The sequence below is a fragment of the Affinundibacterium flavidum genome (assembly GCF_014284175.1).
Classification (GTDB): domain Bacteria; phylum Pseudomonadota; class Gammaproteobacteria; order Burkholderiales; family Burkholderiaceae_D; genus Undibacterium; species Undibacterium flavidum.
The window spans coordinates 65,285-81,871 of record NZ_JACOGA010000019.1 but is presented as its reverse complement, the minus strand read 5'-3'; the positions used below and the strand labels follow the sequence as shown (position 1 = coordinate 81,871).

The 16,587-nt window shown below is 46.7% G+C and carries 16 protein-coding genes and 1 tRNA gene; 11 read left to right on the top strand and 6 right to left on the bottom strand.

What is annotated here, in order from left to right; all coding sequences use genetic code 11:
- Positions 1–8 precede the first annotated feature (8 nt).
- Complete coding sequence (locus H8K55_RS18245) at positions 9–524, top strand: GNAT family N-acetyltransferase (RefSeq protein WP_186943498.1); 516 nt, start codon at positions 9–11, stop codon at positions 522–524.
- Between the two features lie 211 nt (positions 525–735).
- Positions 736–1,662 (top strand): methyltransferase domain-containing protein, encoded by a 927-nt coding sequence (locus H8K55_RS18240; RefSeq protein WP_186943497.1) that lies wholly within the window; start codon positions 736–738, stop codon positions 1,660–1,662.
- 133 nt (positions 1,663–1,795) lie between these two features.
- On the opposite strand, the gene H8K55_RS18235 is transcribed toward H8K55_RS18240, so the two are convergent.
- Entirely contained in the window at positions 1,796–3,157 is a 1,362-nt protein-coding gene (locus H8K55_RS18235) for an ATP-binding protein (RefSeq protein WP_186943496.1), read from the bottom strand.
- Positions 3,158–3,856: 699 nt separating this feature from the next.
- Here H8K55_RS18235 and H8K55_RS18230 point away from each other — a divergent pair.
- Positions 3,857–4,237, top strand: coding sequence for a hypothetical protein (locus H8K55_RS18230; protein ID WP_186943495.1), 381 nt, complete (start codon positions 3,857–3,859; stop codon positions 4,235–4,237).
- Between the two features lie 185 nt (positions 4,238–4,422).
- Here the strand turns inward: H8K55_RS18230 and H8K55_RS18225 are convergent, their stop codons facing one another.
- The 5 genes from H8K55_RS18225 to H8K55_RS18205 form a co-directional block, all read right to left on the bottom strand.
- The gene (locus H8K55_RS18225; protein WP_186943494.1) at positions 4,423–5,244 is read right to left on the bottom strand and encodes a MetQ/NlpA family ABC transporter substrate-binding protein; all 822 of its coding nucleotides are present in this window, start codon (positions 5,242–5,244) and stop codon (positions 4,423–4,425) included.
- A 21-nt stretch (positions 5,245–5,265) separates the two neighbouring features.
- Positions 5,266–5,925 (bottom strand): methionine ABC transporter permease, encoded by a 660-nt coding sequence (locus H8K55_RS18220; protein ID WP_186943493.1) that lies wholly within the window; start codon positions 5,923–5,925, stop codon positions 5,266–5,268.
- A 1-nt stretch (position 5,926) separates the two neighbouring features.
- Positions 5,927–6,979 (bottom strand): methionine ABC transporter ATP-binding protein, encoded by a 1,053-nt coding sequence (locus H8K55_RS18215; protein ID WP_186943492.1) that lies wholly within the window; start codon positions 6,977–6,979, stop codon positions 5,927–5,929.
- A gap of 200 nt (positions 6,980–7,179) precedes the next feature.
- On the bottom strand, positions 7,180–7,506 hold the full coding sequence (locus tag H8K55_RS18210; RefSeq protein WP_186943491.1) for a hypothetical protein: 327 nt from the start codon (positions 7,504–7,506) through the stop codon (positions 7,180–7,182).
- A gap of 23 nt (positions 7,507–7,529) precedes the next feature.
- Complete coding sequence (locus H8K55_RS18205; RefSeq protein ID WP_186943490.1) at positions 7,530–8,180, bottom strand: VTT domain-containing protein; 651 nt, start codon at positions 8,178–8,180, stop codon at positions 7,530–7,532.
- Positions 8,181–8,362: 182 nt separating this feature from the next.
- On the opposite strand from H8K55_RS18205, the gene mutL reads away from it, so the two are divergent.
- From mutL to H8K55_RS18165, 8 genes are all read left to right on the top strand, one after another.
- Entirely contained in the window at positions 8,363–10,264 is a 1,902-nt protein-coding gene (gene mutL / locus H8K55_RS18200; RefSeq protein WP_186943489.1) for a DNA mismatch repair endonuclease MutL, read from the top strand.
- Between the two features lie 142 nt (positions 10,265–10,406).
- Positions 10,407–11,339: a tRNA (adenosine(37)-N6)-dimethylallyltransferase MiaA gene (gene miaA / locus H8K55_RS18195; RefSeq protein ID WP_186943488.1), complete on the top strand. Its 933-nt coding sequence runs from the start codon at positions 10,407–10,409 to the stop codon at positions 11,337–11,339.
- Between the two features lie 106 nt (positions 11,340–11,445).
- Positions 11,446–11,522: transfer RNA gene (locus tag H8K55_RS18190), tRNA-Met, on the top strand.
- Between the two features lie 144 nt (positions 11,523–11,666).
- The gene (locus H8K55_RS18185) at positions 11,667–12,290 is read left to right on the top strand and encodes a GIY-YIG nuclease family protein (protein WP_186943487.1); all 624 of its coding nucleotides are present in this window, start codon (positions 11,667–11,669) and stop codon (positions 12,288–12,290) included.
- 66 nt (positions 12,291–12,356) lie between these two features.
- Positions 12,357–14,039, top strand: a complete 1,683-nt coding sequence (locus H8K55_RS18180; RefSeq protein WP_186943486.1) for a class I SAM-dependent DNA methyltransferase — start codon at positions 12,357–12,359, stop codon at positions 14,037–14,039.
- Entirely contained in the window at positions 14,029–15,078 is a 1,050-nt protein-coding gene (locus H8K55_RS18175; RefSeq protein ID WP_186943485.1) for a PDDEXK nuclease domain-containing protein, read from the top strand. The genes H8K55_RS18180 and H8K55_RS18175 overlap by 11 nt, the downstream gene beginning before the upstream one ends.
- On the top strand, positions 15,071–15,271 hold the full coding sequence (locus H8K55_RS18170) for a hypothetical protein (RefSeq protein WP_186943484.1): 201 nt from the start codon (positions 15,071–15,073) through the stop codon (positions 15,269–15,271). Before H8K55_RS18175 ends, H8K55_RS18170 begins: the two co-directional genes overlap by 8 nt.
- Positions 15,261–16,544, top strand: a complete 1,284-nt coding sequence (locus H8K55_RS18165; RefSeq protein WP_186943483.1) for a restriction endonuclease subunit S — start codon at positions 15,261–15,263, stop codon at positions 16,542–16,544. The genes H8K55_RS18170 and H8K55_RS18165 overlap by 11 nt, the downstream gene beginning before the upstream one ends.
- Positions 16,545–16,587 lie beyond the last annotated feature (43 nt).

The following is a 16,587-nucleotide window of genomic DNA, read 5'->3' as shown; positions in this document are numbered from 1 at the left end:
ACACGCAAATGTCTTATACACTTCAATCACTCAGCTACGAGCAACTACAAGCGCTCGCGGCTTCACAAGTGCCTACAGAATTCGCAGCACGTGCGGCACCTGGTGCACTACCACCTTACTTTGTTGCTGCACGCGCCTTGAAACTATTGGACGATGGACAATCGGTATTCTGGTGCAGTAGTTTTATTATCGTGCGCACCTCTGATCAACGCATCGTGGGCGGTTGTGGCTTTAAGAGTACACCACAAAATGGGCGAGTTGAAATTGGCTACGGCATCGCTGCCGAACACCGCCGACAAGGCATCGCCAGTGCGGCAGTCAATGCGCTATTGGAATTAGCCTTCCACCACGGTGCTATTGAGGTGCTGGCAGAAATTTTGCCAGACAATATTGCGTCGATTGCGACCGTGAAGAAAGCGGGGTTTCGCGATATCGGCAGTCGAATTGCTGAGGATAATGAAACGGTCATACAGTGGATCGCGACACATGCAGCGAAAATTTCCCCCGATCCGGATCATGATTAACACTTGATCTAGCATTTTGAATTTCATAACAGCAATTTGCGCATCCAAAGCCCGAATTGACACAGAAACACCGCGCAACTCTGCCCTTCGTTTCTGGAAGGAAATTAGATAATCCTGACATCGGCGAGCATCTTGCAGACGCCTGAATGGATCGATCGCTGCCCTCATTAATCCAGCATTCGATATCAACTTATAAGATGGAAGGAAGACTATGCTAGTCGAACGCGAAGCAGAGAGCTGCTATTTAGGCCAATTTATTCCACTCCAATACCATCACAATATGTTGATGGATGCGAATCGCATGGATAATTTTAAAGCCGCGATTCAATACCAAGTGTTTGCTGGTGCGCGCGTATTAGAACTCGGTGGTGGCACAGGCGTGCTGTCGTGGTTCGCCGCACAATCCGCAGCCAAGGTTTATTGCGTAGAATTTAATCCTGATATGGTGGCGGAGGCGCGTCGTTTATTAGCGATGAATCAGCATGGCGATAGAGTCGAAGTCATCCATGCAGATGCGTTTGAATATCTGCCACCAGAGCCTGTCGATTTCGTCATTTGCGAAATGATCCATGTTGCGATGCTGCGTGAAAAACAAGTTGAAGTGATAGAAAACTTCAAGAAACGTTACGCCGAAAAATTCCCTACACATGCAATGCCCGTCTTTATTCCAGAAGCAATTTTGATGGCAGTGCAACCCTTGCAGCAGCGTTATGATTTCTCTGGCTACCAAGCGCCAATCATTCAATTTCAGTTAGGTGGCGTATTTACCGCTGATACGGTCGAACTCGCGCAACCAGCCTTGTATAAAATCATCGACTTCCAGGAAACCAATGATTTATGGATTAATTGGGAAGGTCAAATGACGATAGAACAAAGTGGTCAACTCAGTGCTCTTCGATTTATTACAAAAAATGTCTTGGCTATCGTACAGGGAAGCAATTCAACAATCGACTGGTTAAATCACTATATGGCTTTACCATTAAAAACACCGATCGATGTGGTCGCTGGCGACGTGATTGATGTCAGCTTTCAATATCGTACCGGCGCATCAATTGACTCACTGCAAAATAATATGAAAGTCAGTGTCCGCGCTCAAACCCAACAGCACCAGCGCCAATTTAATATGGCGGTCGCGTAAAGAAACATTCTCGCAGTGCAGCCGGTATTTCTGCCAAATCAGGAATAGCGGCTAGCGCAACAGCATTGCACGTCGCACGCATAAAACGGGTGTGAGTATCGACATTTTCTGAAATTTAATTCAACAATTCGGCTTAAACTTCTAACACTCTTGGCATCTGAAGACGCCAACAAGTTCCTTTCCCCAGTGCCGTCTCAACCCTTATCTCACCACCCAATAGTTGCGTAGCGATGTTATAGGCGATATGCATACCAAGACCATTGCCACCCTGCCCCAATTTGGTGGTAAAAAAAGGATCAAATACGTGATTCGCCACTTCTTCTGGCATACCGCAACCATCATCGCTAAATAAAATCTCGACCATGTCATCCGCTACCAACTTGGCACTCAGGCACATATGTCCTGACGATTGTCCTTCAAAAGCATGAACCAAGGCATTATTGATGAAGTTCACAATAATTTGGGTTAAGGGCCCTGGATAGCTGTGCATTTGCAAATCATGGGGAACCTCAATACGCAATTGATGCGGTGTGCGCCTTAAGATAGGTGCCATGGCCAACATCACTTCGTCTATGACTTCAACCAGGACAAAAATTCTTTGCTGCTCAGTCGCGCGGTCTAATGCCAATTGCTTAAAGCCCTGCACCAACTGCGCCGAACGCTTGAGATTCGACACCAGCACATCACTACCTCGAATAATAAAGTCCACATGCTTGTCGAGCAAACTACGGGTGAGTTTTTGTTTCGTCTGTTGATCAAATTGATCTATCTCTTCACGCAAAGAAGTGCCGACTAACAAAGCATTACCAATAGGCGTATTAATTTCATGCGCAACGCCAGCAACTAAAAAACCCAGCGACGCTAACTTTTCACTCTGTACCAATTGCCGCTGCGCCCCACGCAGGTCTTCTAACACCTGCTCCAAATGCTGATTCGCCAATTGCAAGTCTTGCGTGCGTTCATCGACCTTCCCCTCAAGCTCAGTCAACATCCGCATTTCTGTTTCTGCCAGCAATTGTTCAGCACTTTTGCGCTCACTAATATCAAGGCGAAAACCAATCACGCCACCATCTGAAGTCTTTCTGTCGGATGCTAATATCCACGAGCCAGGAGCCATCAAATATTCATCATCACATTCATCTGGATGCAAATGTTGCGTCACGCGCTTGTGCACGTATTCGTCTTCGGTTTGGTCGGTACGTTTATGAAATTCACGGCGATAAAATTGACGCGCAATTTCGCTATATGGTGTACCGGGGTTCAGGACATCCGCGATCTCAGGATAAATTTCTTTGAAGCGCCGATTACAAAAAACCAGCACATCATCAGGACCATACATCACCAAACCAGATTGCAGATGATCGAGGGCTTGTAAAATGCGAGCACGCCACGCCGTCATAGCACGCAATTGTGCTCTGAGCTCATCGACAGTGAGCAGATCAATGGGATCAGAATCAGACGGACTGCTAAAATCGGCTGAGGATTCTTCCGACATCGTGGTCTCCTAATTCATGGCGTCTATCCATCAGACGTACGAAGTTCTTGCTAGGGCCTGTTGACATCTATTTTAGGCAAGCGAATGCGCGCAAATGGGCACAGGGCTAGGCTATCGCTATGGGAAAGTTCCCTTGTAAGAGAACTTCGTTACGTCAGCGTGCAGCATGCTGCACGAAACCCTGACTACACCGCAATCGGCGCGGCAGTGCTGGCACTATAAGCAGATTGCAACAACGCCATGTGCCCATTTGAGCCATTCCCAAAGGGTTTCGCTCAAAACGCACGATGGACAGCGTTGCATCTCTTGCTGGGGCGGCCAGCCACAGCGGCGAGATGCGCCTTGCCATCCTGCGTCTTGAGTGAAACGCTTGCCTAAAATATATGTCAACAGGCCCTAGATCAATTTGCAAAACGAAGAGAAGGAATAAATACCAGCATGGAATAATTTAAGTATGCACCAATTCGAATGCCGTCATCTATCAAAAATCGGATAAACTCCTTTTTTTCGTTTGTTTCCTGCCATAAAGATGGGCAGGAATGATAGTAAGCGATAGTAAGCAATGGCTCGAAGCAAGGTCATCGACAAATTAGAGAAGTTAGATAACAAGCATTTTTTACATTGCAAAAATGTATGAATATATTCAAAACAAGCTAAACACATTCAATACAAATCGACCAAAAAATTCACCTTAGAAAAATGGCACGTAAACTCATCATCATCCTCTGCGCAATCGGAATCGCCTATTACAGCACACAAATCTGGGGCTTAAAAGACCGGATTTCTTTAACTCGCTCTGCCCCCAAGGCCAATGCGCAGATAACACAAAGAATGCAATTCCAATTCACGATGGAATCAACGAATGTCGAGCTGATAGAAGCTTGTCGTCAGCTTTTTCGCAGCGATGATCAAATGCTACTCAGCGTCGATCCTAAGGAAACCAGCAAGGCGATTCTCAAAGTACAACGCAGCTATTTAACCAGCTCCTTACCAGAAATTTTGGACTTAAATAAGCAATTGAAAGCGAAAGGCTGCTTACTAAAAGATAGTGATGTATTTGCGATCAAAACCTTGCCTTAGGCAATTGATGCAACGCACCAGATAACTCTGGCTTCTTCATGATCAGGGCTAAAATATGAAATGAAGAGATAAATCACGTGAATGCAACTCTCGTCACTTCACAACAGCCACACCACGCTGTGCGTTACCTCTACTATTCACCATTTATCATTATTGAAGCGCCTTTACCTGACAAAAACCGCATGCTAAAACGCAGGAACCACAGCGCCTTTATAGCGTTCTTGTATGAACTTTCTTACCTCTGGTGAATTCAAGGCCGCGGCCAATTTCTTAAATGCTGGGCTGTTTTTATTATCATCACGCGCCACCAATAAATTCGCGTAGGGTGAGTTAGCATCTTCAATAAATAATGAATCTTTTAAAGGATTAAGTTTAGCTTCAATCGCGTAGTTCGTATTGATCAAAGCCAGATCCACTTGCCCCAAAATACGAGGCAAAGTCGCCGCTTCTAATTCTTTGAATTTCAAATTTTTGGGGTTCTCGATGATGTCTTTTTTGGTCGCAGAAATATTATTGATGTCTTTCAATTTCAACACGCCCTGCTTCGCCAATAAGATCAAAGCCCGCCCAGAATTTGCAGGATCATTCGGGATCGCAATCGTTGCGCCATTCGGCAAATCACTGAGCTTTTTATACTTAGTCGAATAACCGGCAAATGGCTCAACATGCACTTTCACCAGCGGCACTTGCAAATCATTTTTGTGGCTCTTTTTAAATTCATTCAGATACGGCTGAGTCAAATAGTAATTGCCATCGAGATGTTTCTCATTCACTTGCACTGCAGGTTGTATGTAATCGGTGAAGACTTTGATCTTCAATACCACACCTTGCTTGGCTAATTGTGGTTTCACAAATTCCAAAATTTCTGCATGTGGCACAGGATTCGCGGCGATGGTCAGGGTGTCTTGCGCATGCACAAGTCCCGCCAGAGATAGACTAGCTATCGCGAGCACAGATAGGGAATATTGAATTTTTTTTTGAATTTTTGTTTGAATATGAGAGAACATAGCAATGAGGTTTTTCTTAAATTATTTACGAGTAAAATGCGCGACCAACACGTCGCCCAACCATTGAATTAGCTGTACCAAAATGACCAAAATCGCAACTGTCACGATCATCACTTCTGTTTGAAATCGCTGATACCCAAAGCGCAATGCAAGATCACCTAGACCACCACCGCCAATCACACCGGACATCGCAGAATAGGACACCAGAGCAATTGTCGTCACGGTAGTAGCTGCCAACAGCCCAGGCAAAGCCTCGGGCAAAAGAGCACGCACAATAATCTGCGAAGTCGTCGCACCCATCGCCTGACAGGCTTCGATAATGCCTTTATCTACATCGCGCAAAACATTCTCGACCAAGCGCGCGAAAAATGGTGTGGTGCCTATGACCAAAGGCGGAATCGTCCCCGCTACGCCTAGCGAAGTGCCAACTAAAAATAAGGTAAAAGGGATCAGTACAATCAGTAAAATAATAAAGGGGACTGAGCGCAACATATTCACAATGAAAGACAACAACGCATAAATGCCACGTTGTTCGAGCAATTGTTTTTTACTCGTTAAAAACAATAAAACACCTAACGGCAAACCCAACAATATCGTCAATACCAATGAGGCACCGGTCATCGTCAAAGTATCGAAACTCGCTTGCCAGATGTCTTCCCACTCAATCACTGAAAAATCCATATCAGGCTCCCCACGTTTGTTTCAATAAATCATTGAGAACATCCACCCGGATATCGGCCTGCCCGAACAATTGCAGCACCTTATCCAATTCAGCTTCCTCGCCAGAAACTTCTACAATCAGTTGTCCATACGGGGTATTTTTAATGCGCGCAATAACACCTTGCAAGATAGTGATATCGGCCTGCGTCTGGGCGGTGATACGACTCAAGATTGGCTCATGCGTCGCCGTGCCGACATAGGTCAGACGCAGTAAATAACTGTGTTCCGAAGTGCGTCCACGTTGTGCTAATTCTTGTAAGAGGTTCAAGTCTAAGGCTTGATTTTCTGCAACCAAGCTTTGCGTTACTGTATGACGCGGGTGCAAAAATACTTCGACTACATTGCCACTTTCGACAATCTCACCGCCATCAATCACTGCCACCCGGTCACAAATACTGCGTATCACTTGCATCTCATGCGTGATCAAGACTATCGTCAATCCTAATTTTTGATTAATGTCTAACAGTAAGCGCAGGATCGATTGCGTAGTCTCAGGATCGAGCGCCGATGTGGCTTCATCACAGAGCAATAAATGCGGATAATTCGCCAAGGCGCGGGCAATCCCCACACGTTGTTTTTGTCCGCCCGAAAGTTGCGCTGGGTATTTGTCAGCGTGCTCATTCAAGCCCACCAATTCAAACAATTCCGTCACACGCGCCGTGCGTTGTGCAACAGTCATTTTGCCTGCCAACTTGAGTGGAAATGCAATATTTTGTGCGACAGTCTTGGCACTCAACAAATTAAAGTGCTGAAACACCATGCCCGTGCGTTGGCGCAAAGCTTGTAATTGCACCGCAGAAAATTGGGTAATATCTTCACCCTCAATTTTGACCACGCCACTCGTAGGACGCTCTAACAGATTTAAGGCACGCAACAAAGTACTTTTACCTGCACCGGAACGCCCAATAATGCCAAAAATTTCACCTTGAGCGATATGCAAATTGATATTCCTCAGCGCCGATACCGTTCGCCCCTGCACTTGGTAATCTTTTTCTAGCTGCGCGATTTCTATCACGGAAAGTTTTCCTTGAAGGTTGATAAGAATTTGACTGCAGTTTCAGCATGTAATCGCTATGCAAAACTCAGAGCATTCTATAGAACTCAGTGCAGACTATCCAATCTTTTAAAAGCACATGCTTATGCAAAAACAGCTGGATTAAGATAAGACTTGAGCAAAAGTCAAGTTATTGCCGAACCTGAGCGCTACTTAGCCTGCTAAACCTCGGCATCAGAATCACAGGCGGTATCCGCGGCGATCCAGCGTGCCAATAAACGACGTGCCGTCGGTTGTAAGAATTGAGGTAATAAAAAGAGGTAATGTGCGGGTCGTAATAGCATGCCACAGCGATATAAACGCAGGTCAGCGTGCCACTCTAAAGCCTGACAAGTACCACGCCATTGCCACAGAAAAACACGAGCGACAGGACATGGCTCTGCGCTGCAACAGACACCGCAGCCATTGCAAGCTTGCCCAGCCTCAGGCTTAGCTGACGCTTCTGGATGCAACCAAATAACTTGATTTTCCGTGCCAGAAGTTCGCATAGAAATGCATCGTTAGGACAACACTACGGTGTTTTCTTTTTCAACAATTGGCGTCCAAACTTCCACGCCAAGCCCAAGATGATAGGCACGATCGCAGCGCCTACGCCTATCATCACAATGATAGAAAGATTATTCTTAATCAGAGGAATATGGCCAAAGTAAAAGCCAGCCAAGATTAAGGAACCTATCCACAAGACTGCTCCCAGCACATTGTAAATTTGAAAATTTTTGTGCGTCATCTCAGAAAAGCCAGCGACAAATGGGGCGAAAGTACGAACGATAGGCGTAAAACGCGCCAGCACTATCGTCTTACCACCATGCTTTTCATAAAAAGCATGTGTTTTTTCCAAAGCACTTTTATCGATCCACCGCGAATTACTCGCCATCACTTTGTGACCGATGCTACTGCCTATCCAATAATTAATTGTGTTTCCTGAAATTGAGGCTAGCAATAAAAGCGCAATCAAAAACCAGGGGTTCATCGCGCCTGCTGCGCAAAACGTCCCGGCAATAAAGAGCAAGGAGTCACCAGGTAAAAAAGGAAAAACAACAAATGCAGTTTCACAAAATATGATGGCGAATAACACGACGTAAATCAAGGTTCCGTATTGTTCGATCAATTGACCCATTTTATCGGCATGCAATACCATTTGTAAAAACTGCATCAAATCCATTATGTACCACTTTCTATCAGGGCAACTTCTGTTTGTCTTTGGTTTGTTCTTGGCGTATTTTTAATTCGTTTTTTTCGTTTTTTGATTCGGTTTTGAATCGTAGCTGATTTGTTTTTAATAAGGTGCTGTTCACCTATCAGCGGCGACATCATACACCAAGCGAACACAGTTATAATGACAGCATGACGACATCTCTATCTCCCCTAACGACGCAGCGCCCAATTTTAGCCCTGCCAGATCACTTAATTTCACAGATCGCTGCAGGCGAAGTGGTTGAACGCCCTTCTGCCGTAGTAAAAGAATTACTCGAAAATGCATTGGACGCTGGCGCGACAACGATTACAGTGCGACTAGAAGAAGGCGGCGTGAAGCGCATCGCCATTATCGACAATGGACGCGGCATTCCGGCCGATCAATTACCACTCGCGGTGCAACGTCATGCAACCTCAAAAATCAATTCGTTGGAAGAACTTGAGAATGTCGCTACCCTGGGTTTTCGGGGTGAGGCTTTAGCGTCGATTTCTTCCGTTGCGATTCTCACGCTAACTACACGCACCGCCGAAGCGCCACATGCTTGGCAAATCGAGAGTGGCAAAATTACACCGGCCTCCGGCGCACAGGGTACTACCGTCGATGTACAAGATCTGTATTACAACACACCAGCACGCCGCAAGTTTTTAAAATCAGAACAAACTGAATTTGGACATTGCGCCGAAGTGGTACGTCGCATCGCCTTAGCGCGCCCTGACGTGTCGTTTTCGTTATCGCACAACGGTAAGACCGTCGATCACTGGAATGTGAGTGCTATCGACAAACGCAGCGCGACCATCTTGGGCGACAACTTTGCCAACGCCCGTTTGCCAATAGATGAAAGCGCCGGCCCCTTGCGCCTGCATGGTTTCATTGGCTTGCCAACTGCCTCCAAAGGCCGCGCCGATTCGCAATATTTTTATGTGAACGGCCGCTTTGTGCGCGACAAATTATTGACGCACGCCGTCCGTGCTGCCTATCAGGATGTATTACACGGTGATCGCTATCCATCGTATGTGATCGCATTAGATCTCGATCCTGCTTTAGTCGATGTGAATGTACATCCGTCTAAGATCGAGGTGCGCTTTCGCGATAGCCGGTCTATACATCAGTTTGTATTTCATGCAGTCAATCGTGCATTAGCACAAACTTCGGCAACTGCTTTTGGGACGGTGCCTGCACCAGCGACCGCAGGCATAAGCGATACGCAAAGCAATAACGGGCGACTGCCGTGGATAGGTGGCGAGCAAACTAGCTTCTCGGCGCAATTTGCATCTCCTGCTTTTGCTATCAATGACAGTAATCTGAATCAAAGCGGCAGTGGCAACAGCAGCAACTACGATTACAGCTTCATGCAGCAGCGTGCGCAGGGTGCGCAGGGTGCTGGCGTTGCTCAATCGGCTGAAAGTTATGGTGCATTTTTTGGTGCAAAAACTGCGCAAGCAACCGAATCCAATTTACCGAATGACGATCATCCACTCGGCTTCGCCCTCGCCCAATTACACGGCATTTATGTGTTGGCACAAAACAGCAAGGGGCTCGTTCTAGTTGACATGCACGCCGCGCACGAACGTATTTTGTATGAGCAACTCAAGAACGCATTAGATGAAAACGCGATGCCAGTGCAGTCTTTATTGATTCCTATGACTTTCCATGCGGACGGCGTTGAAGTCGGCACTGCCGAAGAAAATCAAGACATTCTAAAATCCCTAGGCTTTGATATTGCCGCGATTTCACCAACTACGTTAGCAGTACGTGCAGTACCAGCCTTATTAAAAAATGCCGATGCCCAATCCTTAGCCCGCGATGTCTTGCGCGAAGTCCGAGAATTTGGCGGCTCACGTGTGTTAATCGATAGACGTAACGAATTACTCGGCACCCTCGCCTGCCACACTGCAGTGCGTGCCAATCGCAGTTTAACGATAGTCGAAATGAACGCTTTACTACGTCAGATGGAGCAAACCGAAAGAGCAGATCAATGCAATCATGGACGACCGACTTGGGTGCAAATGGGTTTAAATGATTTGGATAAAATGTTCATGCGGGGGCAGTAATGCCAGCAAACGCCTTTTTCGGGCGCACCGCGTTGCGGCCCTTACTCGCAATTCGGCGTATTACTCCGTTGTGCGCCTAGCGCTGTATCCCGACTAAGACCTTTTCTGACATCACTTTATCGTTGGTATCTTTTCTAAATTTATGCAACAACAAAAAATCATCGCCATCATGGGTCCGACTGCTTCCGGCAAAACGGCAGCAGCCTTGGCGATTGCACGCGAAGTCCCTGCTGAGATTATTTCTGTCGATTCAGCACTTGTGTATCGTGACATGAATATTGGCACCGCAAAACCAAATACCGAAGAGCTTGCCGCCGCGCCGCATCATCTGATCGACATTATCGATCCTAGTGAAGCGTATTCTGTTGCGCAATTTTTGACCGATAGCGCACGCCTAATCAAAGAGATCCGCGCGCGTGGCAAATTACCGATTCTGGTCGGCGGCACTATGATGTATTACAAAGCTTTAATGAACGGCATCGATGATTTACCACCTGCCGATGCTGCGATCCGTGCGCAACTCGATGCAGACATGGCGAAAATAGGCGCAGCCGGTCTGCATGTACGTTTGACAGACATCGATCCGGTCACCGCAGCACGCTTACAGCCCAATGACAGCCAACGCATACAACGTGCACTGGAGATCTACCAGCTCACAGGGCAAGCAATGTCCACCTTAATCGCACAACAAACGCGCGCTGCCGCACCATTTGAATTGCTCCCGATCTCTCTAGAACCCAGCGACCGCAGCTTTTTACACGAACGCATCGCCAAACGCTTTGATGTCATGCTAGAGCAAGGCTTTATCGACGAAGTGCGTCAACTTAAGCTGAGACCAGAACTCAATGCTGATCTGCCGTCAATACGTTGCGTAGGCTACCGCCAAGCTTGGGATTATTTAGACGGAAGCATCGACTACCAAGAAATGCGCGAGCGCGGCATCATCGCCACCCGCCAACTCGCCAAACGTCAGCTAACCTGGTGTCGCTCAATACCCGAACGAGTAATAGTAGATTGCATCAAAGACAATGTTAGCGATCAAGTCTTACAGCAAGCGCGAGTCTTAATAGATTAAATTAATAGCATTTAAGCGATGTTAGGCAACTTTATCCTCAACACCAAATCAATTCCGATTAATTCTTGACGCACTGCACATCCACTGGCATAATCTTGGGCTTCTTGGTGATATAGCTCAGTTGGTTAGAGCACAGCACTCATAATGCTGGGGTCGGTGGTTCAAATCCACCTATCACCACCAGAACACAAAGCCCTGTTAGCAATAACAGGGCTTTTTTGTTTTTGTTGTAGAAAGAAATAAACCTATCATTCTGCCTTTAAGATTCCTTGCAAACTCACATACAATGCTTGCAAGCAAATCAAACCGTGACTAAGGACTAGCACAATGGGCGACATAGTTTACGTAATGACCAATGAAGCGATGCCTGGCATCATCAAAATTGGTTACACCGACAATATAGAAAATCGCATCAAGACTTTAGATCGCACCTCACTCCCCTTGCCTTTCGAATGTCACTACGCAGCCCGCGTCGAAAACGCATTCGAAATTGAACGTATTTTGCATACCCTGTTTGCGGAACAACGCATACGACCCAATCGCGAATTCTTTCGTTTATCGCCAGAAAAAGTTGTTACGGCATTGCGCTTAACGCAGCATCAAGATGTCACACCGCGCGTCGGCATATTCGAAGACGCTGAAGAGCAACGTGCTGTTACCGAAACACGCGCTAGACGTGATCGCATTAATCTGCACACAATTGATGTGCCTGTCGGTGCAGAACTAGTTTTCTCTCGCGATACCGACATCAAATGCACAGTACTCAATGAAACCCAAATCGAATACCAAGGCACCGTCACCAGCCTGTCGCGCTCAGCACTCAACATTCTGCAAGCCAAAGGGTATAGCCTGAGCAGTGTCAGCGGCTCGGTATTCTGGATGTATGAAGGTGAAACACTGGACGAGCGCCGCCAACGCATTGAGAGCGAACAATTTGAAAGTACCGTGTAGATCAGCACGGCCAACACGCCAACAATAAAGTTTCATCCGACAAGAATATAAAAAACGAAGAACAACATGACCGACCAAAACGAACAAGAATTCCTCAACAATCTAGAGAAAAAACTCTGGACCAGCGCCAACAAACTTCTGCCCTCACTCGACGCCTCGCAATACAAGCATGTCATGCTGGGGCTGGTGTTTTTGAAATATGTGTCCGACGCTTTTGATATTCGCCGTGACGAACTCAAGGCGCAATTCACGAATCCCGATAACGATTACTTCGTAGACCCTGCCGATTTTGATGACGACGCCGTCTACCAAGCTGACATCGCATCAGAACTCGAAGGCCGCGACTACTATCTCGAAACCAATACCTTCTGGGTGCCACCCGTCGCGCGTTGGCAATTTTTGCGTGACAATAACAAAGTCGTCATCGGTGGCGCAGAGCTACCCGTGCAAAGCAAAGGCGAGATCAAAAACATCAAAATCAGCTCCGTCGGGCATCTCATTGATTATGCCTTAGACGCAATTGAAATCGACAATCCCAAGCTCAAAGGCGTACTAAACAAACGCTACACACAATTACAAATCGACCAAGCCAAATTGGGTGAATTAATCGACTTGATTTCTACCATTCCGTTCAAACACGAATCGCTATCGAGCAAAGATATCCTCGGTCACGTCTACGAATACTTCCTCGGCCAATTCGCCTTAGCAGAAGGCAAAAAAGGTGGCCAGTTCTACACGCCGAAAGCTATCGTGAGTTTGATCGTGCAAATGTTAGAGCCCTACAAAGGCCGGGTGTACGATCCCGCCATGGGATCGGGTGGCTTCTTTGTGCAGTCCGAACAATTCATCACTGCCCACAAAGGCAAAATCGGCGATGTCTCCATCTACGGCCAAGAATACAACCACACCACTTGGCAACTCGCCGCCATGAACATGGCGATTCGTGGCATTGATTTTAATTTCGGCAAAGAGCCCGCTAACACCTATACCAACGACCAACACCCCGACCTGCGCGCCGACTTTGTGATGGCGAACCCGCCTTTCAATATGAAAGAATGGGACACGGGTGTGGATGACAACGACCCGCGCTGGGTCTATGGCAAACCACCCTCAGGCAACGCCAATTTCGCGTGGCTACAACACATGCTGTATCACTTAGCACCCAACGGCAGCCTCGGTCTGTTGTTAGCAAACGGTTCCATGAGCTCCAACACCAGCGGCGAAGGCGATATCCGCAAAGCCTTAATCGAAAACGACTTAGTCGAATGCATGGTCGCACTACCGGGGCAACTCTTCACCAACACCCAAATCCCCGCCTGCATCTGGTTTCTCACCAAAAACAAAAACGCCCGCACGGCGGCAAGTGGTCGTCAATTAATCAACCGCAGAAACAAAGTGCTGTTCATCGATGCGCGTAATCTCGGCTACATGAAAGACCGCGTGTTACGCGACTTCACGCAAGACGACTTAAACAAAATTTGCGATGTGTATCACGCATGGCAAACGAGTAAAGAGTACGAAGATCAAAAAGGTTTTTGTTCTAGCGCGAATTTGGCCGATATTCAAAAAAACGACTTCGTGCTGACACCAGGGCGTTATGTCGGTGCAGAAGATGTGGCGGATGATGGCGAAGCCTTTGCCGACAAAATGGCGCGATTGACTGCGCAATTGAAAACGCAGTTTGAAGACAGTGATCGTTTGGAAGCGGAGATTAAGAAGAATTTGAAAGGATTGGGTTATGACATCTGACTTAGTATCTGACTCCTTATCAAGTGAATATGCAGACTGGCTTGAAGCACTAAAGCGCAATATTCAATCGGCGCGCAGCCGTGCCGCGCTAGCAGTCAATGCCGAATTAGTCGCGCTTTATCATCAGATTGGCAAAGACCTGTTACAACAAAAACAGCAAGCTTGGGGCAGTAAAGTAGTTGATCGTTTGGCGCAAGACCTCAAAGCCGCCTTTCCCGATATGAAAGGCTTTTCCGCCAGCAATCTTAAGTACATGCGCTATTTTGCCCAGCATTGCCCAGACGGCCTAATTGGTCAGCAGCCTGCTGACCAATTACCGTGGTTCCACATTGTGACCTTATTGACCAAAGTAAACGATACCCAAGAACGTGAATGGTATGCCATACAAGCCGTAGCACAAGGCTGGTCGCGCCTAACTTTGGAATTGAATATCAAAAATCGTTTATTGCAACGACAAGGCGCTGCCGTCAATAATTTTGCACTCAGCCTACCCGCGCCTGAATCAGCCTTAGCGCAAGAAACCCTCAAAGACCCCTATCTATTCGATTTTTTAGGTCTCGCCGACGACGCCCATGAACGCGACATAGAAAATGCCTTAGTGCGCCATATCACCCGTTTTTTATTAGAACTCGGTGCAGGCTTTGCCTTTGTTGGCAAACAATTTCGTCTCGAAGTCGCAGGCGACGAATTTTTTATTGATCTATTGTTCTACCACACGCGCCTCAAGTGTTATGTCGTGATCGAACTCAAAGCTACAGCTTTCAAACCCGAACATATCGGCCAACTGAATTTTTACCTATCCGCAATCGATGCGCAAATCAAAGCAGATGACGATAAACCCACCATAGGTTTACTGCTATGCCGCAAACAAAACCGCCTGGTCGCGCAATACGCTGTCAACGGCATAGACAAACCCATAGGTGTAGCTGAATACCAATTACTCAAAGATCTACCCGAACAACTCGCACAAAATTTGCCGAGCATCGCCGCGATTGAAGCAGAGTTGATGGATGAATTGGGAGGGGATAAACATGCGTGAATTAATGGATGTAGGGTGCAATAAATTGCACCACATCGCACCGCGTGGAGGCGATGGGTATTCCGTTGCGATGAGCACTTTGCGGATGGCGCAACACATTGCGCCCTACGGGTTGAAAACGAAGTCTGAAGAGAGTGATCGCTTGGAAGCGGAGATTAAGAAGAACTTGGCGGGGTTGGGTTATGAGTTCTGATTGGCAAAAGGTAGAGCTATCAAAGCTCGTGAATTTTCAAACCGGAAAGTTGGATTCGAACGCTGCTGAAGAGAATGGCACGTACCCCTTCTTTACTTGTTCACCAACTACGCTAACGATCAATTCCTACGCTTTTGATTGCGAAGCCGTATTATTGGCTGGGAATAATGCGAGTGGAATTTTTCCAGTGAAGTATTTCAATGGCAAATTTAATGCATATCAACGCACATATGTGATCACCCCAATTGATAAACAAGTTGTTAATCCCCAATGGCTATATTTTCGAATTCAGTTTGTTACGAACGAACTGCAACAGATGTCCGTCGGAACCGCCACTAAATTCCTAACGAAGAAAATCCTCGATGCATATGAGGTTGCACTGCCGTCCTACGAAGAGCAAACAAGAATCGCCGATATCTTGTGGTCGATTCAAAACAAAATCGAACTCAACCGCCAAACCAACCAAACCCTAGAACAAATCGCACAAACCCTATTCAAAAGCTGGTTTGTCGATTTCGAACCCACACGCGCCAAGATCGCCGCCAAAGAAGCGGGCGCATCGCCTGAAGAAATCGAACGTGTCGCCATGTGCGTCATCAGCGGCAAAACCCCGGACCAACTAGCCCAACTACCAGCAGAAACCCAACAAAACCTACAAACCACCGCAGCCCTATTTCCAGATGCTTTGGTGGATTCGGAGCTGGGGGAGATACCGGAGGGGTGGGAGATTCTTCCTCTTGATGGGATAGCAGAAATCATCATGGGTCAGTCACCGAACGGCGATAGCTACAATGAGAACGGTGAGGGAGAACTACTAATCAATGGGCCAGTGGAATTCGGCGAATATCATCCCAAGAAAATCAAATGGACTACATCACCAACAAAGTTCTCCGACGATAAAGATTTAATTGTGTGTGTTCGCGGTTCAACCACTGGTCGGTATGTAAAGAGTGACGGTAAGTATTGTCTGGGTCGCGGCGTATGCGCCATTCGAAGCAAAAATAATCAACAAGCTTTCGTAGATCAACTTTTCAAACATTGCTTAGAAAAATTGCTGACCCATGCCACCGGATCAACTTTCCCTAGCTGGAATGGTCCTGTCTTGAAAAATTATAAGGTTAACGCTGCAATTAGTGAGTTAAGTGCAAACTATTCTTCGCTAGTTCAGGAATTTGAGGACCAAATTTCATTGAACGCTGTTTCCATTCAAGATCTATCAAATCTACGTGATGCGTTACTCCCGAAACTATTATCTGGCGAATTAGCTATTTAATGAGATGAAGTTACACATTTGAGTTTGGTAACAACTTAAACCA